Origin of the sequence: Streptococcus mitis ATCC 6249, assembly GCF_000146585.1 — a bacterium.
Classification (GTDB): Bacteria; Bacillota; Bacilli; order Lactobacillales; family Streptococcaceae; genus Streptococcus; species Streptococcus mitis_AZ.
Genome location: NZ_GL397179.1, coordinates 1148257 through 1173344 on the forward strand (window position 1 = coordinate 1148257; position 25088 = coordinate 1173344).

Annotated in this window: 18 protein-coding genes; 2 read left to right on the forward strand and 16 right to left on the reverse strand. The window is 40.3% G+C overall.

The window, feature by feature from the left end; all coding sequences use genetic code 11:
• Window positions 1-56: 56 nt before the first annotated feature.
• The 11 genes from glgA to HMPREF8571_RS07415 all read right to left on the reverse strand — a co-directional run bounded on the left by glgA (window position 57) and on the right by HMPREF8571_RS07415 (window position 17453).
• Window positions 57-1490, reverse strand: a complete 1434-nt coding sequence (glgA, locus tag HMPREF8571_RS07365; protein ID WP_000697282.1) for a glycogen synthase GlgA — start codon at window positions 1488-1490, stop codon at window positions 57-59.
• Window positions 1487-2626 (reverse strand): glucose-1-phosphate adenylyltransferase subunit GlgD, encoded by a 1140-nt coding sequence (gene glgD, locus HMPREF8571_RS07370; RefSeq protein ID WP_000687057.1) that lies wholly within the window; start codon window positions 2624-2626, stop codon window positions 1487-1489. The genes glgA and glgD overlap by 4 nt, the downstream gene beginning before the upstream one ends.
• Window positions 2616-3758 carry a glucose-1-phosphate adenylyltransferase gene (locus tag HMPREF8571_RS07375; RefSeq protein ID WP_000787262.1) on the reverse strand — a complete coding sequence of 381 codons (1143 nt, stop codon included), beginning with the start codon at window positions 3756-3758 and terminating at the stop codon, window positions 2616-2618. The genes glgD and HMPREF8571_RS07375 overlap by 11 nt, the downstream gene beginning before the upstream one ends.
• Window positions 3759-3919: 161 nt before the next feature.
• The gene (glgB, locus tag HMPREF8571_RS07380) at window positions 3920-5815 is read right to left on the reverse strand and encodes a 1,4-alpha-glucan branching protein GlgB (RefSeq protein WP_001031700.1); all 1896 of its coding nucleotides are present in this window, start codon (window positions 5813-5815) and stop codon (window positions 3920-3922) included.
• A gap of 269 nt (window positions 5816-6084) precedes the next feature.
• Window positions 6085-7509, reverse strand: coding sequence for an NADP-dependent glyceraldehyde-3-phosphate dehydrogenase (locus HMPREF8571_RS07385; RefSeq protein ID WP_000186351.1), 1425 nt, complete (start codon window positions 7507-7509; stop codon window positions 6085-6087).
• Window positions 7510-7704: 195 nt separating this feature from the next.
• Window positions 7705-9990 carry a type I pullulanase gene (pulA, locus tag HMPREF8571_RS07390; protein ID WP_000286530.1) on the reverse strand — a complete coding sequence of 762 codons (2286 nt, stop codon included), beginning with the start codon at window positions 9988-9990 and terminating at the stop codon, window positions 7705-7707.
• 154 nt (window positions 9991-10144) lie between these two features.
• On the reverse strand, window positions 10145-12103 hold the full coding sequence (ligA, locus tag HMPREF8571_RS07395) for an NAD-dependent DNA ligase LigA (protein WP_001042563.1): 1959 nt from the start codon (window positions 12101-12103) through the stop codon (window positions 10145-10147).
• 91 nt (window positions 12104-12194) lie between these two features.
• A complete protein-coding gene (locus tag HMPREF8571_RS07400) occupies window positions 12195-13373 on the reverse strand; it encodes an MFS transporter (RefSeq protein WP_001079352.1) in 1179 nt (392 codons plus the stop codon).
• An 80-nt stretch (window positions 13374-13453) separates the two neighbouring features.
• Window positions 13454-14317, reverse strand: coding sequence for an XRE/MutR family transcriptional regulator (locus HMPREF8571_RS07405; RefSeq protein ID WP_025168454.1), 864 nt, complete (start codon window positions 14315-14317; stop codon window positions 13454-13456).
• 2 nt (window positions 14318-14319) lie between these two features.
• Window positions 14320-16221 carry an ABC-F family ATP-binding cassette domain-containing protein gene (locus HMPREF8571_RS07410; RefSeq protein ID WP_000584897.1) on the reverse strand — a complete coding sequence of 634 codons (1902 nt, stop codon included), beginning with the start codon at window positions 16219-16221 and terminating at the stop codon, window positions 14320-14322.
• A 77-nt stretch (window positions 16222-16298) separates the two neighbouring features.
• Window positions 16299-17453: a DUF4352 domain-containing protein gene (locus HMPREF8571_RS07415; protein ID WP_000722101.1), complete on the reverse strand. Its 1155-nt coding sequence runs from the start codon at window positions 17451-17453 to the stop codon at window positions 16299-16301.
• Window positions 17454-17839: 386 nt separating this feature from the next.
• On the opposite strand from HMPREF8571_RS07415, the gene HMPREF8571_RS07420 reads away from it, so the two are divergent.
• Window positions 17840-19558, forward strand: a complete 1719-nt coding sequence (locus tag HMPREF8571_RS07420; RefSeq protein ID WP_000222128.1) for a phospho-sugar mutase — start codon at window positions 17840-17842, stop codon at window positions 19556-19558.
• Between the two features lie 110 nt (window positions 19559-19668).
• On the forward strand, window positions 19669-20016 hold the full coding sequence (locus tag HMPREF8571_RS07425) for a thiol reductase thioredoxin (protein ID WP_001071324.1): 348 nt from the start codon (window positions 19669-19671) through the stop codon (window positions 20014-20016).
• 37 nt (window positions 20017-20053) lie between these two features.
• Here the strand turns inward: HMPREF8571_RS07425 and HMPREF8571_RS07430 are convergent, their stop codons facing one another.
• The 5 genes from HMPREF8571_RS07430 to mutY form a co-directional block, all read right to left on the reverse strand.
• The gene (locus HMPREF8571_RS07430; RefSeq protein ID WP_000824598.1) at window positions 20054-20827 is read right to left on the reverse strand and encodes a potassium channel family protein; all 774 of its coding nucleotides are present in this window, start codon (window positions 20825-20827) and stop codon (window positions 20054-20056) included.
• A gap of 85 nt (window positions 20828-20912) precedes the next feature.
• On the reverse strand, window positions 20913-21722 hold the full coding sequence (locus tag HMPREF8571_RS07435; protein ID WP_001289486.1) for an MBL fold metallo-hydrolase: 810 nt from the start codon (window positions 21720-21722) through the stop codon (window positions 20913-20915).
• Between the two features lies 1 nt (window position 21723).
• Window positions 21724-23073 (reverse strand): cell wall metabolism sensor histidine kinase VicK, encoded by a 1350-nt coding sequence (gene vicK, locus HMPREF8571_RS07440; RefSeq protein ID WP_000568713.1) that lies wholly within the window; start codon window positions 23071-23073, stop codon window positions 21724-21726.
• Window positions 23066-23773, reverse strand: a complete 708-nt coding sequence (gene yycF, locus HMPREF8571_RS07445; protein ID WP_000722063.1) for a response regulator YycF — start codon at window positions 23771-23773, stop codon at window positions 23066-23068. The genes vicK and yycF overlap by 8 nt, the downstream gene beginning before the upstream one ends.
• Before the next feature lie 76 nt (window positions 23774-23849).
• Window positions 23850-25010 carry an A/G-specific adenine glycosylase gene (gene mutY, locus HMPREF8571_RS07450; protein ID WP_000886166.1) on the reverse strand — a complete coding sequence of 387 codons (1161 nt, stop codon included), beginning with the start codon at window positions 25008-25010 and terminating at the stop codon, window positions 23850-23852.
• Window positions 25011-25088: the final 78 nt, after the last annotated feature.

Genomic DNA, 25088 nt, shown 5'->3' on the forward strand with positions numbered 1-25088 from the left:
CTCCTCTTTTCTAAACAGCCCAAAAATCGTATGAAAGAATCATACGATTTTATCTATTAGTTGACTAGACTATGGTACAAGTCAAGATAAGACTTGCAAGCTGTATCCCATGAGAAATCACATTCCATAGCTTGTTTTTGTAGATTTCTCCAAACGTCCGGCTGGTACTTATAAACATCCAAGGCTGTTTGGAAACTCCAGTTAAGCCAGTATGGTGTTAAATTGTCAAAGCTAAATCCAGTACCAGTTCCCTCGATCTGATTGAAGGATTGAACTGTATCTCTTAGTCCGCCAACCTCATGAACCAATGGTAGAGTTCCGTAGCGCATCGCCATCATTTGAGACAAACCACATGGTTCAAAACGACTTGGCATGAGGAAGAGATCACAAGCTGCGTAAATTTCTTGAGCGAGCTTGACGTCAAAAGTGATATTCGCTGATAGTTTGTCAGGATAGACTTGAGCAAACCATGAGAAGGAATGTTCAAAAGCAGGATCCCCTGTTCCTAAAAGAACGATTTGAACGTCCTCTTGCAAGAAACGATGCAAGCTTTCTACCACAACATCAAAGCCTTTTTGGCGGGTCAATCGAGAGACAATCCCAACTAGAGGAACATCTGCTCTCACAGGTAGACCAACTCTCTCTTGCAATTTTGCTTTGTTTTGAGCTTTTCCAGATAAATCTTCCTTATCAAAATGATAGTCTAAAAGAGCATCTGTCTCTGGATTATAGAGATCAGTATCGATTCCATTAACAATTCCCGAAACCTTACCTGACTCCATGCGAAGAATCTGGTCCAAACCGCAACCAAACTGACTAGTCATAATCTCATGTGCATAGCTAGGAGATACGGTTGAGACACGATCCGCGTATAGGATACCAGCCTTCATCCAGTTAAGGCAATCATTCCAGCGAAGGGTGCCATCAGCATAGCGTTCAAAGCCAACACCGAACAAATCCCACAACATTCCTTCAGAAAATTGACCTTGAAATTCCAAATTATGAATAGTTAAAACTGTTCTGATTCCTTGATATGCTTGAATCCAATGGTACTTCTCCTTCAACAAGAAGGGAATCATGGCTGTGTGGTAGTCATGAACATGGAGAAGGTCAGGGATAAAGCCGATGCGTTCCATGGCTTCAAGAGCAGCCAGTTGGAAAAAGGCAAAGCGTTCACCATCGTCAAAATCACCGTACACATGACCGCGGAAGAAATAATATTGATTATCAATGAAGTAGAAGGTAACTCCATTCAAGACCGTTTTCTTAATACCACAGTACTGTCTACGCCACCCTACACTAACTTCAAAGTGGAGAACATCCTCTATCTGGTCTCCGAACTTAGCTTCTACCATATTATAATAAGGCAAGAAAACTGCAACTTCGTGCCCCGCTTTTACAAGTGATTTAGGAAGTGCGCCAATGACATCGCCCAAACCACCTGTTTTTGAAAAGGGTGCTCCTTCTGCTGCTACAAATAAAATTTTCATGAATAAATGTCCTCTGTTACTGTTTCACCCTTCTTAACTACAACTGGATGTTCTGCTGTTCCTCGAATGACAACACCGTCCGCAACTTCAACACCCTTGTCCAAGATAGCATATTCAACTTGGGCACCCTGACCAATCACAACTCGAGGGAATAAAATGCTGTCCTTCACCACACTATCTTTGTGAACATAAATGTTACGAGATAGGACTGACTGAACTACTTCACCCTCAATGATACTACCAGAAGCAAACTGAGAAATACTTACTTTTGAAGTATTCGCATAGTAGGTTGGTTCTTCATTCTTAACTTTGGTATAAATCTTTTGATTTGGTGAGAAAAGAGAGTAGAATTTTTTAGATTCAAGCATATCGATATTTGCTTGATAATAGGACTGAACAGAATGAATGTTCGCTAAGTAGCCTGTGTATTCGTAAGCAAAAGCTCCTTCTTTTGCAGCTAAATCGCGGAGAACATAACGCAACTTTTCAGGATATTCTTTCTGAGCCTCTTCTTCAAGTCGTTCAATCAACCAAGGAGTATCCACAACAAAGATATCTGTAGACATGTTGAAGAGCTCATCCGTAGATTTGTTATCAAAGAGTTTGTGCGAACGAACATGGTCAGTTTCATCAATTTCCAAGATAGCATTCACATCTGAAATGTCTTTCTTCGGAAGTTTTTTATATACAACTGTGATCGGCCCTTTCGTTGTATTGTGTAGGTGGAAGACTTGATTCAAGTCAATATTCACCAGCACATCGCAGTTAATCGAAACGGTCTGGTTTGAACCTGAACGTCTCAAGTAGGTAAGAAGCTGTTGGTAATACTCTTTTCCAACTGTACTGCTTTCAACACGAGTATTGTAAATTCCTAGATAGTAGTGACTTAGAAGGGTGGACAAGCCCCACTCACGACCTGAACGGATATGGTCGAATACTGAACTGATATTATCTTGTTGGAAAATACCAAAGATACTACGAACACGTGCATTTGCAAGACTGGAAAGGGGGAAGTCAATCAAACGGTATTTCCCACCGAAAGGCAAGCTAGCTACCGGACGGTGTTCTGTTAACGTTGACATATCATGAAAACCAACTGTGTTTCCTAAAATGGCTGAATATTTATCAATCTTCATCTGTTGCTACCCCCACTACTTCATTGTATCCTACTACTTGTACTTCGTCAGTTCCGTCAATCTCTACGCCATCTGCAATAATGGCACCCTCACCAATAATAGCACGAGTAATCTTTGCTCCATGGCCAATAATAGCCCCACTCATAATGACAGAATCAACGACTTCTGCCCCTTCACGAACCTGTGCTTCTGTTGAAAGAATCGAACGTTTAACCGTTCCATCTACAAAACAGCCATCCACGACCAATGAATCCTCAACGTGTGCATGCGCTCCAAAGTAGTTGGGTGGTGAGATCAAGTTTCTTGAGTAAATTTTCCATTGACGATTACGGCTATCCAAGGCGTTTTCTGGCGAAATGTACTCCATATTGGCTTCCCAGAGTGATTCGATGGTACCAACGTCTTTCCAGTAGCCATTAAATTCATAGGCATAGACACTTTCACCAGACTCGAGATAGGTAGGGATAACGTTCTTCCCAAAGTCTGACATATCCACATTGCTCTTTTCAGCAGCAACAAGCATATTGCGAAGTCGTTTCCAGTCAAAGATATAAATCCCCATAGAAGCCTTTGTAGACTTAGGTTGCGCAGGTTTTTCTTCGAATTCAACGATACGGTTATTGGCATCTGTATTCATGATACCAAAACGGCTAGCTTCCTTGAGAGGGACGTCTAGGACAGCTACTGTCAAACTGGCATTGTTATCCTTATGAGATTGGAGCATATCATCGTAGTCCATCTTGTAGATATGGTCACCTGAAAGGATCAAAACATATTCAGGATTAACACTATCAATATAGTCGATATTTTGGTAGATAGCGTGACTGGTCCCTTCAAACCAACGGTTTCCTTCACTTGCGGAATAAGGTTGCAGGATTGAGACCCCTGAACTAATACCATCCAAGCCCCAGCTGGACCCATTTCCGATATGGTTGTTCAAGGCGAGAGGCTGGTACTGAGTAATAACACCGACATTGTGAATCCCAGAGTTAGCACAGTTTGAAAGCGCAAAGTCAATGATACGGTAGCGCCCACCGAATTGCACCGCTGGTTTGGCAATGCTTTGAGTGAGTTTTCCGAGACGTGTTCCTTGCCCACCCGCAAGGATCAAAGCTAGCATTTCATTCTTCATTTTCTACTCCTTTTTATAGACATGTGAACGTTAAAATCGTAAGAAGGTCGGAAGTCAAACTTTTTATAAAAATAATAGGAAGTCCATTTTTCTTGTGTTTCAAGTCCAATCCAAGTAAACCAACTAGTAACATCTTACATCATTACCTAATCAATAGCATTCTACTCTTTTTGCTTAGTCGGTTTCAAACGACGCTTAATCTTCCAGATGCTTGCTCCCATAGCAGGCAGGGTAAAGGTCAAGGTCTGCTTGTAATCCTTCCATAAACCTTCTTGAGTTTGAACTGTTTGATTGTGCTCTTTCCACACTCCTCCCCATTCTTCTAATTCTGTATTCCAAACTTCTTCATAGACACCTGCGACAGGAAGTCCGATTGTAAAGTCTTGACGTTCAACTGGTGCCATATTAAAGACGCAGACTAACATCTCATCTTTTTTACTCTTGCGAATAAAGGAGAGGACACTTTGGTCTCTATTATCTGCATCGATGATTTCAATACCGTCATAGCTAGTATCAATCTCCCAAAGACAACGATGGTCTTTGTAAAATTGATTAAGCTGCGAAGTAAAGTGTTTCATCTTAGAGTTCATGTTATCTTCTAAGTTTGACCATTCTAATTGCTCTTCAGATTTCCATTCTAAAAATTGACCGTATTCACTTCCCATAAAGAGCAATTTCTTACCAGGGTGGCAAATTTGATAGGTGTAAAGATTGCGCAAGCCTGCAAATTGATTGTAGCGATCGCCCCACATCTTGTGCATCATACTCTTCTTGCCGTGAACGACTTCATCGTGTGAAAACGGTAAGAGGTAGTTTTCTTTGAAAACATACATAAAGCTGAAAGTCAGTAGATTAAAATCATACTTACGATAAATAGGATCTTCCTCATAGAAACGAAGAATATCATTCATCCAGCCCATGTTCCACTTATAGTCAAAGCCAAGTCCACCTGACTCTTTCGAACCAGTAATTTGGGTAGCTGACGAACTTTCCTCCGCTATCATCATCACATCTGGGTGCTCTGACTTGATTACATCATTTAAACGTTGAAGGAAATAGTAACCTTCGTAGTTGAGGTTCCCGCCATCTTTATTTGGAGTCCATGGGGCATTATCGTAGTCGAGATAGAGGATGTTGCTAACCGCATCTACTCGAATACCGTCTAAATGATAAAACTCAATCCAATGTTTGATACTAGAAATCAAGAAAGACTGAACTTCATTCTTCCCAAGGTCAAAGTTAAGAGCTCCCCAACCGTAGTTATGGGCCTTGTTGTGGTCTTGGTATTCAAAAGTAGGAGTTCCATCATAATAAGCAAGAGCATCATCATTGATAGTGAAATGACCTGGAACCCAGTCCACAATTACACCGATGTTATTTAAATGGCATTCCTCAACAAAATCCTGAAATTCTTCTGGTCGCCCATAGCAATGTTCTAGAGCAAAATACCCCATGAGCTGATAGCCCCAACTCAAACCAAGCGGATGCGCCATTAAAGGCATGAACTCAATGTGAGTATAGTTCATCTCAACAAGATAAGGAATCAACTCTTCTTTTAGTTGTGCAAAGCTATAGGGACTACCATCTGGATTTCTCTTCCAAGAACCAGCGTGCGCTTCATAGATATTGACTGGTCGTTCAGCAAAACCTAGCCGTTTTCTACGAGCTAACCAAAGACCATCCTTCCATTTCTTGTCAGGAATATTTGTTAGAATAGCTCCTGTACCTGGGCGTGCTTCAAAACGGAGGGCCAAAGGATCAACCTTCATAATCTGATGACCATTTGCACGAGTGATATGGTATTTATAGATTTGCCCTTCTTGAGCTAGGCTAGTAAAAACTTCCCAAACCCCAAATTCATTTCGAACCATAGGAATTTGATTTTCTACCCAGTTAGTAAAGTCACCTACTAAATGAACTGCTTGAGCATTTGGTGCCCAAACTCTAAATCTATACCCTAATTCTCCGTTAAGCTCCTCTCTATGTGCTCCGAGATAATGCTGAAGATGGATATTCTCTCCAGTTGTAAAGGTTCTTAAAGCTTCAAATTTGTTCATTCAATCCCCTTTCTTTTTGTAAGCGTTTTCTATGTTTCTATTATACTATCTTTTGAGGGAACTTTCAAGAGATTTCCGTAATTAATGTTATATTTTTATGAAAACCTTCAAAAAATTATCTTAAGATTTTAAGTACTTTCATCTATTTGGCAAAAAATAATGTTTATTCACATATATTCTTTTCAATTTATATACTATTGTTCGTATTCCTTTTTTATAGTAAATTTATATTGAAAATAAAATCAGGAATTTTGTCCTGATTTTTAAGGTTATTTCATATCAAAAACAATAGATTTAACATTTGTCATGGCTTCTATACTATATCTGATACCTTGAACCCCTGCGCCGGATCCTTTTACACCAAGAAATGGGAAGTTATCTGGTCCTCGTTGTGTTTTATTATTGATGTGAACTGTTCCCACTTCAAGTTTTTCAGCAATTTCAAAAGCTTTTTTAAAATCATTTGTAAATACAGATGACTGAAGTCCAAACTCAGATTGATTTGCGATGGCAATCGCTTCTTCTACATCTGCGACACGAATAATCGGTAAAACGGGTCCAAATGGTTCTTCCCAGGCTAATTTCATATCTCTTGTGACATAATCAAAAAGTCCTGGCCAAATGAGATTATTCTCACGTTTGATTGGGCTAAGCGCTTTGGCTCCTTTTTCCTGAGCATCTTCAATCAATCCCCAGATGAAATCAGCTGAAGCATTATCAATAACAGGAGTGATATCAGCATTGTCAAAAGGATTACCAACTGTTAGTTTTTCCACTTCAGTCTGGAGTAAGTCTGCTAATTTGTCTGCTACACTATCAACGACCAATACACGCTTGATAGCTGTACAACGTTGCCCTGAATAACTAAAGGCACCAGCTACGATTTGCTTGGCTGCATGTTCCAAATCAGCATCTTCTAATACAATAGCTGCGTCTTTTCCACCAAGTTCAAGCATGATAGGCCGCATACCGGCCAGGCGACCGATTCGCTCACCAATTGGTGTTGAACCCGTAAAGTTGATAAAGTTCACTTCTTTGTGTTCAATAATGTAATCTCCAATCTCAGAACCACGTCCAGTAATGGTGTTCAATACTCCAGCTGGAATACCTGCTTCATCAAAAGCCTTGGCCAATAAGAGACCTGAGATAGACCCTTGTGTTGGTGGCTTAAACAGAACGACATTTCCTGCAATCAAAGCTGGAGCAATCTTTGATGCAGATAAATTTACAGGATAATTAAATGGAGCAATGGCAAGTACGATACCAACGGGTTCCCGGCGTACAATGGACATTTTATTTTTACTGGCAGCTTCAAAGCCACCACCTTCCATGGCTTGACCAGTGATGCGTAGTCCTTCTTCAGTGGTATATCTAATCAAATCAGCTGTACGGACTACTTCTCCTATAGCTGCCTGAATTCCCTTTGCCACCTCTTTGGCAAGTATCGTTCCAATTACTTCCTTGTCACGTTCTAAAATATCTGCTGTCTTATGCAGATAGGCCGCACGTTCTACGGGTGCCAAATCACGCCAAGCAGATAGCGCTGCTCGACCAGCTTTCATCACTTCATCAACTTCTGTCTGACTCATAGCTGGTACAGTACCAAGCTTCTCCTGATTAATAGGAGAGTAGATTGTAATTTCATTCTCTGATGATTTCCAATTTCCGTTTACTAAATTCTGATAGTTTGTCAAATCCGCTTCCTCCTGAAAATGATTAAAACTTATTTTAACAAATTTTCAGAAAATTACAACCCTTTTTGTGAAAATTTTGAGATTTTTTTCACAAACTTGATTCTTCAAATAGTTTGACACTTAATTCTACTCTTCATTGAAAACTTATACATAACAAAAAGGATTAGACAATCTAACCCTTTTTAGTTTATGTATTTAAGAGAGTACTTTTAGCACTGCGACACTAGTATTGTCGATTACATTCGACTCTTTTGAACGACTATTTGTCACAAGCATTTCTAGATTTCCTGCATTTTCAAAGTAGAAGGAAGTTCCCTTTGCATTAAATACGACCAATAGATGTTCTGGTCCCCCGTGAATCTCGTAAACAATCCATCCGCTATTTTCTGCAGCCGTGTGGACAAAGACATGACGGTAAACTTCTTCGTATGTAGGATAAGAAAAGGCGCTAGTCTGTGTTTTCAGTCGAATAATCTGACGGACAAAGTCAATGCTCTCTTGTCTTTCATTGATCAAATCCCAGTTTATTTGGTTGACACTGTCAGGAGCGTTGTAACTATTCATAGCACGTTCTCGGTCTGCAGGAGTGAGTTGTCCATCTTCACCTGTCGGAATTAACTTGGTTCGACCAAATTCTTGGCCAATTTCCATAAAGGACATTCCTTGCATGAGCAGGTTCATTGCTGTCGCAGTCTCAACCTTGCGCATAATCTGGTCTGAACTTTGATCAGGATGAAGCGTCGCCAGCAGGTCATGAAGATTGTAATTGTCATGGGCTTCAACATAGTTGAGAACCTGGTTTGGACTCAGATAAGAGCCCAATTCTCGGCTACCAAGAATAGCCTTGGCTACGATTGGTTCGGTGGCTGCACCACTGACAAATCCTGACTTGATTGCACCATAAACTTCTCCTCCTTTGATCGCATCACGCTGATCATCGTTGAAGAATCCGATGTTTGGCATCTGGTAGGCATTGTCCTTCTTGGCCTTGTCATAAGGTGCAAGACCTGTTCCCATATCCCAGCCTTCTCCATAGGTGATAATACGGGGATCAACCTCATCTAGCGCCCAACGAATTGCTTGCATGGTTTTGACATCATGAATACCCATCAAGTCAAAACGGAAACCATCAATATTGTATTCTTTCACCCAGTATAGGAGAGAATCAATCATGTACTTACGGAACATTTCATGTTCACTGGCTGTTTCATTTCCTACACCTGTACCATTTTGGAAGGTTCCATCTCGGTTCATGCGGTAATAATAATCTGGTACAGTTGTCTGGAAAGGCGCATCAACCGTTGAGAAGGTGTGATTATAAACCACGTCCATGATGACACCAATTCCTGCATCATGATAGGCCTGAACCATGGTTTTTAGATCACGAACTACCTGTCCTGGATCATCTGGATTGCTAGAGAAACTTGGTTCTGGTGCATTGTAGTTTTGAGGGTCATAACCCCAGTTATAGGTTACGTTTCCATCCTCATCGTATTCCTTATGGCGATCAAAGATAGGCTGAAGTTGAACATAGTTGCAGCCAAGTTCTTTGATATAGTCAAAGGCGGTTGCTTGTCCGAATTGGTTAGTCGTTCCTGTCTGCGCAGCCCCAAGGAAGGTTCCACGGAGATGCTCTGCCACTCCAGATGTTGGAGATTTGGTCAAATCTCGGATATGCATTTCACAGATAACGGCTTTACATGGATTTTCCAAACGCCAAGAAGCTTCTGTCCCATGTTTGACTTCAAATCCATCTACTTGTCTCTCTTTGTGTGAGAGAATAACAGAACGTTTTCCGTCAGGACTGGTTGCAATTGTATAAGGATCTCTTGTCAAACTCTTGTGATGAGGGAATTCTATCTGATACTGATAAGCCTTGCCAGCAAGATTCTCATCTAAATCCAGACCCCAAACACCAATGGTATTGTACTTATGACTATATGAATAGCTATTCCCACGCTCTAGATTATAGGTTTTCCAAATCGGAGCATCGTTGCTGGTATTTTCATAAACAACTACCTGTACAGCTGTAGCTGTAGGAGCCCAAAGTTTAAAGCTTGTCTGATAATCTGAAAGACTGTAACCTAGTTCTCCTTGATAGCCCCAGTGGTGATCGTAGCTAGCGCTATGGATTGCTTTATCAAAAGCAAATGGATTTTGATCTTTGTAGTAAGGACTAGCAATGGCTGGGTTTTCAGAATAATAAACCGTCTCGTCACCCTCTAAAATCCAAACTTCTGTCAAAAGCGGATAGTAGTTATAACGCACTGGATATTCCTTAATTTTTCCATCAATCTCAACTGAGAATTTTAGGTTTTCTAACTTTTCTTGACTTGTAACTGTGAAAGAGAACTTTGCTCCAAAAAAGTCATTCTCATAATACAATTTTTCAACATTGTCCGCCTGTTTTCTACTATATGAACAGGTCGCATAATCCCCATTTTTTCGATGAAAATGGATGACTACTGGGTATCTATACATTTCTTTTCCTAATTTCTAATTTCAATTTAATTTTTTTATGTGTTGCTGATAGATTCAGCGATTTAATCTCTGACTGACAATAGACTCAATCTATGTAAAAACTCTTCAGGAGAGGTAGTTTCTGACTATCTAAGACCTAGCTGTCTGCTATTCTTTACAAACTTTCCAACCAAGCTTCATCTCGAACTTCGATACCAAGTTCTTGCGCTTTTTGGAGCTTGCTTCCTGCATCCGTTCCTGCTACGACTAGATCTGTTTTCTTGGATACACTGCCTGTTACCTTAGCTCCCAGACTTTCGAGTTTGCTTTTTGCTTCTGAGCGCGTGAGACGTTCCAATTTTCCTGTCAGAACTACTGTCAAACCTGACAAGGCTGCATCTGCTACTACAGTCTGACCTTTGTAGGCCAGATTGACCTCTGCTTCTTTCAGCTCATCTAAGAGAATTTTTGATCCTTCGGTAGCAAAATAGGTCTGAAGGCCTTGGGCGATTACGCTACCCAGACTTTCAATACTTGCCACTTCCTCTGGATCTGCCTGAGCCAGATTTTCAATCGTATGGAAATGTTGGAGCAAGAGCTGACTAGCCTTACTTCCGACATGGCGAATTCCCAAGCCAAATAAAAGCTTCTCAGCTGAGTTTTCCTTAGATGCTTGAATAGCCTGATACAGTTTTGACGCAGACTTTTCCTTAACACCTTCTAAAAGAAGGAAATCGTCTTCTTTCAAACGGTAAATATCCGCTACATCCTTGACTAGATTAGCAGCAAAGAGCTTTTCAACGATAGATGGTCCAAGTCCTGTAATATTCATGGCATCACGAGAGGCAAAGTGAATCAAGCCTTCCATGATTTGGGCAGGACAGCGAGGATTGATACAACGTAGAGCAACCTCATCTTCAAAATGAAGTAACTGACTGTCACAGCTCGGACAGTTAGTCGGAATATCTAGTTTTTCTTCAGAAACACGCTTGGACTCTACCACTCGTAAGACAGCAGGGATGATGTCCCCAGCCTTATAGACTATAACCGTATCGTCTTTGCGAATATCTTTTTCAGCAATATAATCTACGTTGTGTAGGGTCGCACGACTAACGGTCGTACCAGCAAGCTGAACAGGTGTTAGATTGGCAGTTGGGGTCACAACACCCGTACGACCTACTGTCCAGTCAACTGAGAGTAGTTGGGCTTCTTTTTCCTCAGCAGGGAACTTGTAGGCCACTGCCCACTTAGGCGCTTTAACTGTAAAACCGAGTTCTTCTTGACCTGCTAAGTCATTGACTTTGATAACCACTCCATCAATATCGTAAGGTAGATGTTCCCGTTCTTGTCCTACTTCTTGGATAAAATTCCATATCTCATCCATGCTTTCAGCCAAGATTCGTTTAGGGTTAACTACAAAACCAAGCTGTTCAAGATGCTTCAAGACTTTTTCTTGGCTATCACGAGTAGAAGGACTTGCTTCTTGATAGAGGAAAGTCGCAAGATTACGCTTGGCCACTACTGCTGTATCAAGCTGACGCAAAGTTCCAGCCGCCGCATTACGAGGATTGGCAAATTCAGGCTCTCCATTTTCTTGGCGAGCTTGGTTGACCAGATCAAAGGAAGCGCGTGGCATGTAACACTCCCCACGAACGGTAATATCAAGTTTTTCTGGCAAGGTCAAAGGAATATCCTTAACGCGTTTGAGATTTTCAGTGATATTCTCACCAATAGAACCATCTCCACGTGTCGCCCCAGCGACCAAAATCCCCTTTTCATAAGTAAGAGAGATAGACAAACCATCGATTTTCAACTCACAGATATAAGTAGGATGAGGTAATTCTTTGCGAACACGCGCATCAAAAGCTTCTAACTCTTCACGTGAAAAAGCATCCTGCAAACTATAAAGAGGATACTGATGACTGTATTTTTCAAAACCATCTAAAACCTTACCACCAACACGATGGGTTGGACTGTCTGCTAAAACTTGATCTGGATAGGCAGCTTCCAACTCGACCAACTCTCGGTAGAGGCGATCGTACTCGCTATCTGAAACCGAAGGATTGTCACTCGTATAGTACTCGCTCGCATAGCGGTTGAGTAAGGCAACTAACTCATTCATTCTTTTATTCATAAAACCATTTTACCACAAACCAAGCCCTCCTCACAATGGAGAAGGGCTGAAAAAATAGTTAATAGTGAAATATTTTTTAAGGCAAGGAGATTTATACCTTTTTTTTAAAACGATTTCGAACATAAATGAGAGATATACAGGACAAGAAGACAACTCCACTTCCGATTATCAAGAAAGAAGAAAGATGTACACTTGGCAACACTGTCATAAGGCCTTTTGCAATTGGCATAAAGAGAATAGCTAAAGTAAAAATAGTACTCAATACTCTGCCCAAATATTCACTTTCAACCTTGGTTTGAACCTGAGTAAAAAAATGAATATTAAACATTGTCATAAATAGTTCACAAACTAAATTTCCAGAAAAGGAAAGAAAAGTTGGCAGTGGTAACCCCATCATAAAAACTCCAGTACCAGTCAAAGCTAGTAAAATCAAAAGGCTATGAACACTTGCTTTTATCTTACTAGCAAGAAGAGCTCCGATAATCGAACCAATAGCGCCCATAGTCAAAATAGTTGCATAAGCTCCTTCAACCCCGTATAGTCGATTTGAAAAAGGGAGGAGAAATTCAAAGGCTGCAAAAAAGAAATTAACACTGGAAGCTACTACCAAAAGGAAAAAGATCTCTTGCTGATGCCAAATATAGTGTATTCCAGCCTTCATATCAACAAAGATGTCTTTCCAACTAAAACTCTTTTTCTCATGTACTTGGATTTCTTTTCGAGGAAGGAGAGCCACTAGAACAAATGCAATGAAAAAACTAATGGCATCTAAAACGAGCGTCATATGGAGACTGGCAAATTGTAAAACGAGGAAAGAAAGTACAGGGGAGCTAACTCCTACAACCTGCAAAACGAGCTCTAAGCGAGCGTTATAGGTCACAATCTCGTCTTTCTCTACAACCTCAGTTATAATGGCTTTATTGGCTGTACGAGAAAATGCAAAGGCAACCGCCTGAACAATATTGGCAAAAATCAAGGCAGCAATCATCAATCTATCATTTCTGATGAAAGAAATAGCTAAACAGAGAATACCACAAATCAAGTCTGTCGTCATCAAAATTTTGCGACGCGAAAAGCGATCTGAAATCACTCCACCAAAGGGATTGACCAGAATCGATGTAACCAACTCAGAAATTTGATAAATACCAAGAACAGTCTGTCCTATCGTCCCCATTGATGCCAACCAAACACTGTTTCCATAATCATAGAGCATATTTCCTATCTTATTAATAGCCCCACGACTAATCAACTGGATTGCATGTCGATTCATATAAAAAGCTCCTCTCAAATTTTGAAACTATTGTATCAAAACTGAAAGGAGTCTCTTTATTTTTCCCTTATTTGGGAAATTTAAGCATTTACAAATTTTTCATAATGTTCCTGATAGTAAGCCACTTGCTCTGGAAGTCCAAGCACATCAAAAATATGCATAGCCTCCTGCATCTGACTACAACCTTCTTCTTTCAAGTCTCTCTGGTAGAGGGCAAAACCTTTAAGATAATGGAAGATATTGCGCTCATAAAGCTTGATACCATTTCCAATCAACTTCTCCACATAGCCCTCAAAATAGTCCGCATCCGCAAAGGACCGATTTTCCAAACAATGCTGGTAACAGTTAAGAGCTAAAATCAAAACAAGTTTTCGATGCCGACCAATTTCCTTGTAGTAGTCTTCCCTCTCCATGACTTCTCTGCCAATCCGAGCCACATAGTCCACATTGTAGAAAGTATAGAGATTCCCGAAAAGAATCAACTCATACATAGTCCATTCTTCTGTTTGAAAAAGATAATCTGCTACCTTTTCCAAATCACTCTGACTCATCGTGTAATGAGCATCTCTTTGACAAATCAGACCTTGTAGCAGAATCCAATTCAGCTCAAAATAGAGGGGATTGGTCGAACTCTTACCCTTTTCAAGTTGTTCTCTTTGAAGCTTTTGAAAACCTGCAATATTATTTGAGTAGTAAAGCGGAATAATCTGTGCCATCAAGGCAACATGTTCATGATTTTGAAAATCCCTAGCCTTGTCCATGAAATTTTCAATAGTCACATGAATATTGTCCAAAATCTCAAAGAACCGAGAAACTGCTAGATCAGACTCCCCAAGCTCGAAGCGAGATAACTGAGAGGTTGAACATGATTCACCTGCCGCCTCTTTCAAGGAGTACTTCCCACTTGTTCGAAATTCACGAAATACCTTTCCTAGATGTTTCATCTTTACACCTGCTCCGATAATTCTTCCCATTCAAGCATAGCCGCTTCCTGACGATGGTTGATTTTTTCCAGTTCAGCCTGCAACTCCATGAGTTGTTCAGCGTCATTGGTTTCCAACATTTGTTCAGAGATGGCTTGACTTTGGGTTTCTAATTCTTCAATTTCTGCCTCCAAGTTCTCGATTTGACGCATGAGCTTGCGGGCTTCTTTCTGACTTTCTTTCTGAGCTTGATAATCATTAAATGGACTTGCTTCTTTTTCTTGATTGCTAGTAGAAAGTTCCTCAGCTTGACTCACTTCTACTTCTGCCTTCTTTTCAACATAGTAGTCATAGTCTCCTAGATAGAGTGTCGAACCATTTTCGGACAATTCCAAAACATGAGTAGCTACGCGATTGATAAAGTAACGGTCGTGGCTGACAAACAGAAGGGTTCCATCAAAGTCTATCAAGGCATTTTCTAGCACTTCCTTGCTATCAATATCCAAGTGGTTGGTCGGCTCATCAAGAATCAAGAAGTTGTTGTTTTCCATAGACAGTTTAGCAAGCAACAAACGAGCACGTTCACCACCAGACAGCATGCCAACTGATTTTTTAACATCATCTCCTGAGAAAAGGAAGGCACCTAGGCGGTTGCGGATTTCAACTTCAGGTGTCAGTTTAAAATCATTCCAAAGTTCATCGAGTACAGTATTACTTGGTGTTAGCTTACTTTGAGTCTGATCATAGTAACCAACCTCAACGTTAGCACCAAATCGCTTCTCTCCCTTGATAAAAGGAATCTGATCAACGATTGACTTGATAAAGGTTGATTTCCCAATCCCATTTGGTCCGACAATCGCAACAGCATTCATTTTACGAAGGTCAAGATTTATCGGTTCTGACAAAATTTCCCCATCATAACCAATGACTGCATTTTCAACTGTCAAGACAACATTACCAGATGTTTTTTCAGACTGGAAGGTCATATTAGCTGATTTCTTACCAGCTTCAGGTTTATCCAAGCGCTCCATTTTTTCCAGTTGTTTACGGCGCGATTGGGCACGTTTGGTTGTCGAAGCTCTTACTAGATTGCGATTGACAAAGTCTTCCAGAGCAGCGATTTCCTTCTGCTGTTTTTCATAGTTTTTTGCCTCAGTTGCCATTTTTTGTTCTTTTTGCTCAACAAATCGAGAGTAATTCCCCACATAGCGATCCAAAGAATGCTTGGTCAAATCGAGCGTAATTGTTGCAACCTTGTCCAAGAAATAACGGTCGTGACTAACAATGATGAGAGCGCCACTGTAGTTGACTAGGTAATTTTCCAACCAGGCAATGGTTTCAATATCCAAGTGGTTGGTTGGCTCATCCAAGACCAAGAGATTTGGTTTTTCGAGGAGCATTTTTGCAAGAGCAAGCCGAGTATTTTGACCACCTGAAAGCTCAGCAATTTTCATCTGCCACATAGTCTCATCAAACTTAAAACCATTTAAAATCGCTCGAATGTCTGCTTCGTAGGTAAAACCGCCAGCTTGACGAAAATTCTCTGACAAACGGTCGTAGTCTGCCATGAGTTTATCTAGTTCAGCTCCAGTTTTCTCACCCATCTCCAACTCCATCTGACGCAGTTGTGTTTCCGTACGCCGTAAATCATCAAAAACATGGAGCATTTCGTCATAAATGGTATTCTCAGACTCAAATCGGCTGTCTTGGGCTAGGTAGGAAAGAGAGTTGTCTTTTTTCTTATTGATTTCCCCTCTAGTTGGCTCCTCTTCTCCAACTAAAATCTTCAAAAGAGTCGACTTTCCTGCCCCATTTCTTCCAACAAGGGCAATCCGATCGCGTTCATCTACCTGCAGATTGATATTATCAAAAAGAACCTCTCCTGCAAAAGAACGTTCAATTTTATTGGCTTGTAAAATAATCATGATTCTATTTTACTATCTTTTTCAATTTTAGACAATTGCAATGAAAAAAGTTCGAGTATAAACTCGAACTTTTTATTTTAGTATCCAATGCCTCCACGGAATGTGCGAGCCATATCTTTTAAATCATAGTTCTTAGAAGAGGTATCGATTGTCCATTTACCATCCTTCTTCGTCATTTTGATTTCATAACCCTCTTTTCTCATACTATTACTAGTATCTAGAGGAGTTGATTCAAATTGGCTTGGAGCATTTTCTAAAATATACTTCTCACCAGCTTTCATAGCTTCTGAATAGTTGCTGTACTTACCTTTGTTTTCGTCGTAGAATTTACGGCTTAATTCATAAACATTCAAGTTATCTAAGTCAATCGTTTCAGGTCTTACATAGATAACTGCGTAGTCTGGCAAGTATGTTTTAACTTTGTAATCAATTTTTGCTCGTTTAGAGTTTGCTTTGATATACGCCTCAGCAAATGTACGAAGCTCTGCGTCTGATGGTTTGTAGTTGTAGAAACCTTTTCCGAATGATTCTACAAATTTCTTGATGAACTCTTCTCTATCAGCCTTCACATCATTTGTAAATTCAGCATCACCATCAGAAGATTTTTTATCATCTGCAAGGGATACGACTTGAGCCTTGTTATCAGATGTACTTAAGTTCGTTCCGCCACCAGAGCTTTCTCCATTAAGGTAAACGGCATCGACATATTTTTTCATTACTTCTTTAGCTTCATCAATGTGATCCTCGTATTTGCTTGGATCAACTTTGATAGCTACGTCGTTATTCTTTTTAGAGTCCTCTTTGATATCTTCGTAGAAGCTAGGTGCAAAATGAAGCTCATATTTAGCATCTTTGTCTACTTCATAAACAACATAACCAGCTACACTCTTACCTTTAGAGATGCTATCTCCATAAGACATGAATTTAGTCTTACTGTCACTCTCATAGATTTGAATTGGTTCTACTTTTTCATCTTTTTCATTGTAAAGGGTGATATCGCGGCTAGTGAAACTGAACTTTTTATCACGGTTGTTTTTGATTTCAACCTGAAGAGCAAGGTAGCTTGAAGATGAATCTTCATCTTTAGGCAATACAAACATACCATCTTTAACAGATACTTCAAAGTTGGAGTTTGAGGCAGTACCGTTGTCGCTTGCCTTCTTTGTTGATCCACAAGCAACAAGTGCTAAAGCTGATACCAGCAAAGCAGAATGCTTAAGAATTTTTTTCATAATAGAATATCTCCTTTTATTATTTACTATATTCTACCATAGCGATAATAAAATTCAAAATAGAAACCGAACCTTTTAAAAAAAACTTAAAATTATAGAATAATAGCTTAAATTTTTCCAAAAAATTATTTTAAGTATAGAAGCTTCTTCTTAGAGAATCAATAGGAAGTCACGTTTTTTCTTTGAAAATTTTTTCTATATATTTTTCTAAATTTATTAGGAATTCAATTTGAAACCGTTTAGTTATAAACTCTTGTTTATCCTTTTTTAAGGAAATGAAAAAAGCTCGATACGAGTAATAGCGACTATGCTAACGTTTTACTAAAATCCTAAATCATGGTATAATGAAACCGATTAAAACAATTTACAATAAAAGGAGACGCTCAATGACTTACCAAGAAAACTATCAAAAATGGCTTGATTTTGCTGAACTTCCAGACTACCTTCGTCAAGATTTGGAAAACATGGACGAAAAGACAAAGGAAGACGCCTTCTATACCAATCTTGAATTTGGTACTGCTGGTATGCGTGGATTGATTGGAGCTGGTACTAACCGTATCAATATCTATGTTGTCCGTCAAGCGACTGAAGGTTTGGCTCGTTTGATTGAGTCAAAAGGTGGAAATGAAAAAGAACGCGGTGTGGCAATTGCCTACGATAGCCGTCACTTCTCACCTGAGTTTGCCTTTGAATCTGCGGCAGTTCTTGCAAAACATGGTATCAAATCTTACGTATTTGAAAGCCTTCGTCCAACTCCAGAACTGTCATTTGCAGTTCGTCACCTCAGCTGTTTTGCGGGTATCATGATTACTGCTAGCCACAACCCAGCTCCGTTCAATGGATACAAGGTTTACGGTGAAGACGGCGGTCAAATGCCTCCACACGATGCAGACGCTTTGACAACTTACATCCGTTCGATTGAAAATCCATTTGCTGTTGAAGTTGCTGATGTTGAAGCTGAAAAAGCTTCTGGCTTGATTGAAGTCATCGGTGAAGCTATTGATGCTGAATACCTTAAAGAAGTAAAAGATGTCAACATCAACCCTGCCTTGATTGAAGAATTTGGTAAAGACATGAAGATTGTCTACACACCACTTCACGGTACTGGTGAAATGTTGGCACGTCGCGCTCTTGCCCAAGCAGGATTTGATTCTGTTCAAGTTGTTGAAGCGCAAGCAACTCCAGACCCAGACTTCTCAACGGTTAAATCTCCAAACCCAGAGAGTCAAGCAGCCTTTGCCCTTGCTGAAGAACTCGGACGCAAAGTTGGTGCTGATGTTCTTGTTGCGACGGACCCTGATGCTGACCGTGTCGGTGTTGAAGTCCTTCAAAAAGACGGTAGCTACCTTAACCTTTCAGGTAACCAAATCGGTGCCATCATGGCTAAATACATCTTGGAAGCCCACAAAAACGCTGGAACTCTTCCTGAAAATGCAGCCCTATGTAAGTCTATCGTATCAACTGACTTGGTAACGAAGATTGCTGAAAGCTACGGCGCAACCATGTTCAACGTCTTGACTGGTTTCAAATTTATCGCTGAAAAGATTCAAGAATTCGAAGAAAAACACAACCACACCTACATGATGGGATTTGAAGAAAGCTTCGGTTACTTGATCAAACCATTCGTACGTGATAAAGATGCCATCCAGGCAGTCCTTGTTGTTGCTGAACTTGCTGCCTACTACCGTTCTCGTGGTTTAACACTTGCTGACGGTATCGAAGAAATCTACAAAGAGTATGGCTACTATGCTGAGAAGACAATCTCTGTTACTCTTTCTGGTGTTGACGGTGCTGAGCAAATCAAAGCAATTATGGCGAAATTCCGTGAAAATGGTCCAAAAGAATGGAACGCAACAGAAATCACAGTCGTAGAAGACTTCAAAGCACAAACTTCTACTGCTGCTGACGGTACCGTAACAGCCTTGACGACTCCTCCAAGTGATGTATTGAAATACACTCTTGCTGATGGTTCATGGATTGCAGTTCGTCCTTCCGGTACTGAACCAAAAATCAAGTTCTACATTGCCGTTGTGGGTGAAAGTAATGAAGATTCACAAGCTAAGATTGCCAACATCGAAGCAGAAATCAATGCCTTTGTAAAATAAGCAAGCTAAAAGATGAGATAAACCAATCTCATCTTTTTTTTGTATCAAATCCGAGCAATTTTAGAAACTTTGTGGCATACTAGTTTTATCAAAAAAAGAGAGGTATTCTTATGAATCAGTTTTTAGAAGATATTAAAGATCTTGAAGTGACTACAGTTTCACGCGCCCAAGAAGCACTCGATAAGAAAGAAACTGCAACCTTCTTCATCGGTCGCAAAACTTGCCCTTACTGCCGTAAATTTGCTGGTACATTAGCAGGCGTCGTAGCTGAAACCAAAGCACACATCTACTTCATCAATAGCGAAGAACCTAGCCAACTCAATGCTTTGCAAGATTTCCGTTCACACTATGGTATCCCAACTGTTCCGGGATTCGTTCATGTTGCTGATGGCCAAATCAATGTCCGTTGCGACTCCTCCATGTCAGCACAAGAAATCAAAGAATTTGCAGGATTGTAAAAAAAGCCACTCATAGAGTGGTTTTTAATGGTTAAAATTACGTTTTTTCAAGCAAATCTTGTATCATTCTATGTAGTTCTTCTATCTTCTCGGATTGCCTCTCTAGTAATATTCTTTGAGTTATTAATTCGTCTTGGAGTTTATCAAATTTTATCTGCTCATCTGGATTATCTTTTACAAAAAAGTTTGTCAAAGCACTTGTTAACATCCCTATTGTACCAATACCAACAAGCATTAGTAAAACAGCTAACCACTTCCCAAAAATCGACGCAGGAACAATATCTCCATAACCAACAGTCGTTACGGTTACAAGCGCCCACCAAAGACTATCTGAGAAAGATTTTTCTTCAACAACAGATAAAATTGAACTACCTACCAGTACAATAAAGGAATTGAGATAGAAAATATAAAGTAAGCCATTTGTTCGTAAGAGTTTTCCAACCTTCTTTTCCAACTTGCCAGTCAATCCAACGACTCTTAAAAGACGAGTGAGTTTCAGTAATTTTGTCAGCCTAGCTAAGCGGAAGATACGCCCTAATCGAAATACTGTAAAAATAGCATTTAAAGGAAGGATAGCTAACAAGTCGAATATATTTTCAAGGATAAATCGCCATTTTCCTTGACTTGAAAAGAAGCGCCAACCATAATCTACCACAAAAACAAACCAAATCAGTAAATCAATAATACTGTAGGGTGGACTATCCAAATCAATCATCTCAGCAAATCCAAGCAAGACAAGGACAACGGATATCAATGCAAGTATGATAATCGTCGTGTCATAGTAATCCTTTAATAACCATTTTCTCTTCACACTGCTACTCCTTTAGTTTTTTAATCATTATACCATACTAAATCCCTGATAAAATCCAAAACAAAAGAAGGCACTCGCCTTCTTTTTATATATCTGTTAATGGAGTTGCGGTATCTGGTGAGGTATCATAAACCTTAAAGTCTACTCCGACTCCCAGATCGGCTTGGGCTAGCTGATTGACCATGGTCATATGAGCCAGCTCCTTGATATTGTTCTCTTTGGACAAGTGGCCAAGGTAGATTTTCTTGGTTCGATTTCCCATTGCTCGAATCATGGCTTCAGCTCCGTCCTCATTAGAGAGGTGCCCGAGATCAGATAGGATACGCTGTTTGAGTCGCCAAGCATAAGATCCTGCTCGTAAGATTTCCACGTCGTGGTTAGATTCGATGAGATAACCGTCAGCATTCTCAACAATTCCTGCCATACGATCACTAACATAACCTGTGTCAGTCAACATGACAAAACTCTTATCATCCTTCATAAAGCGATAAAACTGGGGTGCTGCGGCATCATGACTAACCCCAAAACTCTCAATATCGATATCGCCAAAAGTTTTGGTTTTTCCCATTTCAAAAATGTGCTTCTGCGATGAATCCACCTTACCGAGATACTTGCTATTTTCCATAGCCTGCCAGGTTTTTTCATTGGCGTAAAGGTCCATACCATATTTGCGAGCCAACACACCGACTCCATGGATATGGTCTGAATGCTCATGCGTAATCAGAATCGCATCTAGATCTTCAGGTTTGCGATTGATTTCAGCTAGCAGGCTAGTAATTTTTTTACCAGACAAGCCTGCATCTATTAGAATTTTCTTTTTTGGGGTTTCCAGATAAAAGGAATTTCCACTAGAACCTGATGCTAAAATACTGTATTTAAAACCTATTTCACTCATTCTAGTCTTCTATTTCGTCCTCCCATATTTCTTCTTTTACGGCATCCTTATCATAAGGGAGCACGATGGTAAAGGTTGAGCCCTTACCGTATTCACTTTTGGCCCAAATAAAGCCGTTGTGTTGTTTGATGATTTCTTTGGCGATGGCTAGACCTAGACCAGTTCCACCTTGAGCCCGGCTTCTTGCACGATCCACACGGTAGAAGCGGTCAAAAATCTTCGGCAAATCTTGTTTTGGAATACCAAGACCTTGGTCTTTGATGGATAAAATCATCTGATCATCAGTCGTTTTCATGCTGACAGTGATTTTCCCACCATCTGGTGAGTACTTGATAGCATTGTTGAGAATATTATCAATCACCTGGGTCATTTTATCGGTATCAATCTCAATCCAAACTGAATTGATTGGGTAATCTCGAACCAGCTCATATTTTTTCTCGTCATCCTGACTTCTCATCTTATCAAAGCGGTTAAGGATAAAGGTGATAAAGGCTGTAAAGTTAATCAACTCCACATCCAACTGAGTAGTCGCATTATCAATACGAGAAAGATGCAAGAGATCTGTCACCATCCGCATCATACGGTTGGTTTCATCAAGCGAAACCTTGATAAAATCAGGGGCTACAGGATCATACAAGGCTCCCTCGTCCAAGGCTTCAAGATAAGATTTAACACTGGTCAAAGGAGTTCTCAGCTCATGACTCACGTTTGAAACGAAGAGTCTCCGCTCGCGTTCTTCCTTCTCCTGCTCGGTCGTATCATGTAAAACAGCAACCAAACCAGAGATGAATCCTGACTCACGACGAACCAAAGCGAAACGTACACGAAGACTCAGGTATTCACCATTCACATCTTGGGAGTCAATCGTCAACTCAGGAATCTGTGTAATCAGGTCGCGCAACTCATACTCATCTTCTATCTTAAGCAATTCAAGGATGCTTTTATTCAGAACATCTTCTTTCTGCACACCGAGCTGTTTCTTGGCCATGTCGTTAATCATGGTAATCTGGCCACGGCGATTGGTTGCAAGCACTCCATCTGTCATGTAAGAAAGAATACTATGCAATCTTTTACTCTCTTGCTCCAGATTTTCTTGGGTCAAACGAATAACTTCTGACAAATCGTTCAGATTATTGCTAATATTGGTGATTTCTGTACTGCCTTGTAAGTCCAAAACTTGAGAATAATCACCCGCAATCAAGTCCTTAACCTTTTGATTTATCTCTTTGAGACGAATATTATCTCGGCGGTTTTCCAGTAAGAGCAAGGTCACCACCAAGATAAAACCAAGTAAAATCAAGATAAAGATAAAATCACTGGTCAGAATAGTTTGTCTAATATCTTCAATCATTATTTCTCATATAGTATCCAACACCACGACGTGTGAGAATGTACTCTGGACGGCTTGGAGTATCTTCAATTTTTTCACGCAAACGTCTAATGGTCACGTCCACTGTACGAACATCACCAAAATAATCATAACCCCAAACAGTCTCAAGCAAGTGTTCACGCGTAATCACTTGTCCAATATGGGAGGCCAAGTGATATAAAAGCTCAAACTCACGGTGAGTCAAATCTAATTCCTCACCGTATTTTTTGGCCACGTAAGCGTCTGGGACAATTTCCAAATCGCCAATCTGAAGTGGCTGGGATTTCTTCTCATCAGACTCTTGACTATCAACTGAAACCAAGTCGGTACGGCGAAGTAAAGCCTTGACACGCGCCTGCAACTCACGATTTGAGAAGGGCTTTGTGACATAATCATCTGCACCTAGTTCCAAACCGATAACCTTATCAAACTCGCTATCTTTAGCTGAGAGCATAATGATAGGAACACTACTGGTCTTGCGAATGGCTTTGGCTACTTCTAAACCATCAATTTCAGGAAGCATCAAGTCGAGGATAATAATGTCGGGTTGCTCGGCTTCAAATAGCTCGATTGCCTCGCGACCGTTGAAGGCTGTTACAACTTCGTAGCCTTCTTTGGTCATATTGAACTTAATAATATCTGAGATTGGTTTCTCATCATCTACAATTAATATTTTTTTCATTTTATCACCATTTTCTCTATCTATTATAACAAAAAAATGCAAAGAAGGCACAAATGGCTACTGTAAGCCTTCATCTTCAAGAGTTGTTTTTATAAGCCTGCCAAATTTTTTGTTGAGGTTTCGCAAGTGGATAATCAGAAAACTCCTGAGGAGAAACCCAGCGAATTTCTCTGTCTGAAAACTGTTTTAATCCTGTCACCTGACCTGATAGGATTTGAATATGCCATTTACGATGACTAAAGACATGCTTGACTTGTTCAAAAGTTTGATGGGACCAATCAACCTCCAAATCATAATCCTGCTCAAAACTTTCTTGGGGGCTTGGTCCAAATGCTCTGCTTTCCTCCTTGACTTGAGAAAAAAGATCTAGCTGATCATCTTCTCTAGAAAATTCTTCGACCTCAATCAAGGGGAAATGCCAAAATCCAGCTAGCAGTTTCTCGCTTTCGTTTTTCTCTAGTAAATATTGCCCTCGGTCATTGCGCACAACCAAAGCCTTGAGATAGATTGGAAGAGGCTTTTTCTTGGGTTCTTTGATCGGATATCGATCCATGGTTCCATTCTGATAGGCTGCGCTAAATTCCTTAACAGGACTTTCTTCTGGTCGAGGGTTAACAGGAGACTCTATATCAGAGCCCAAGTCCATCAGAGCTTGGTTAAAGTCTCCCGGCCGTTCTGGATCAATCAAGATTTCCATCATAGCTTGGAAAATCTTGCGATTGCTAGGAACTCCGATATCATAATTTACCTCAAACAAGCGCGCTAAAACTCGCATGACATTGCCATCAACCGCTGGCTCAGGCAAATTAAAAGCGATACTGGAAATAGCTCCCGCAGTGTAAGGGCCAATCCCTTTCAAGCTAGAAATCCCTTCGTAAGTGTTTGGAAATTTCCCTTCAAAGTCTGTCATAATCTGCTGAGCCGCAGCCTGCATATTGCGTACGCGAGAATAATAGCCCAACCCCTCCCAAGCTTTCAGTAAACGCTCCTCAGGCGCATTTGCCAAACTTTCAACAGTTGGAAACCAGTCCAAAAATCGTTCATAGTAGGGAATAACCGTATCTACCCTAGTCTGCTGTAGCATGATTTCAGAAACCCAGATGTGATAAGGATTTTTACTTCTTCGCCAGGGTAAATCCCGTTTGTTTTCATCGTACCAGTTGAGGAGTTTCTCACGGAAAGAGAAAATCTTCTCCTCTGGCCACATCTCAACACCGTATTCTTTCAAATCTAACATATATCTAGTATAACATAGAAGCTTCTAACTGTCCTTTTCTTAGCGCTAAAAAGCCTCTTCCTAAAGGAAAGAGGCCTA

Coding starts and splice junctions, on each gene's coding strand:
- glgA (WP_000697282.1), bottom strand. CDS start 1,490: ATGAAAATTTTATTTGTAGCAGCAGAAGGAGCACCCTTTTCAAAAACA.
- glgD (WP_000687057.1), bottom strand. CDS start 2,626: ATGAAGATTGATAAATATTCAGCCATTTTAGGAAACACAGTTGGTTTT.
- HMPREF8571_RS07375 (WP_000787262.1), bottom strand. CDS start 3,758: ATGAAGAATGAAATGCTAGCTTTGATCCTTGCGGGTGGGCAAGGAACA.
- glgB (WP_001031700.1), bottom strand. CDS start 5,815: ATGAACAAATTTGAAGCTTTAAGAACCTTTACAACTGGAGAGAATATC.
- pulA (WP_000286530.1), bottom strand. CDS start 9,990: ATGTATAGATACCCAGTAGTCATCCATTTTCATCGAAAAAATGGGGAT.
- ligA (WP_001042563.1), bottom strand. CDS start 12,103: ATGAATAAAAGAATGAATGAGTTAGTTGCCTTACTCAACCGCTATGCG.
- HMPREF8571_RS07400 (WP_001079352.1), bottom strand. CDS start 13,373: ATGAATCGACATGCAATCCAGTTGATTAGTCGTGGGGCTATTAATAAG.
- HMPREF8571_RS07405 (WP_025168454.1), bottom strand. CDS start 14,317: ATGAAACATCTAGGAAAGGTATTTCGTGAATTTCGAACAAGTGGGAAG.
- HMPREF8571_RS07410 (WP_000584897.1), bottom strand. CDS start 16,221: ATGATTATTTTACAAGCCAATAAAATTGAACGTTCTTTTGCAGGAGAG.
- HMPREF8571_RS07415 (WP_000722101.1), bottom strand. CDS start 17,453: ATGAAAAAAATTCTTAAGCATTCTGCTTTGCTGGTATCAGCTTTAGCA.
- HMPREF8571_RS07420 (WP_000222128.1), top strand. CDS start 17,840: ATGACTTACCAAGAAAACTATCAAAAATGGCTTGATTTTGCTGAACTT.
- HMPREF8571_RS07425 (WP_001071324.1), top strand. CDS start 19,669: ATGAATCAGTTTTTAGAAGATATTAAAGATCTTGAAGTGACTACAGTT.
- HMPREF8571_RS07435 (WP_001289486.1), bottom strand. CDS start 21,722: ATGAGTGAAATAGGTTTTAAATACAGTATTTTAGCATCAGGTTCTAGT.
- vicK (WP_000568713.1), bottom strand. CDS start 23,073: ATGATTGAAGATATTAGACAAACTATTCTGACCAGTGATTTTATCTTT.
- yycF (WP_000722063.1), bottom strand. CDS start 23,773: ATGAAAAAAATATTAATTGTAGATGATGAGAAACCAATCTCAGATATT.
- mutY (WP_000886166.1), bottom strand. CDS start 25,010: ATGTTAGATTTGAAAGAATACGGTGTTGAGATGTGGCCAGAGGAGAAG.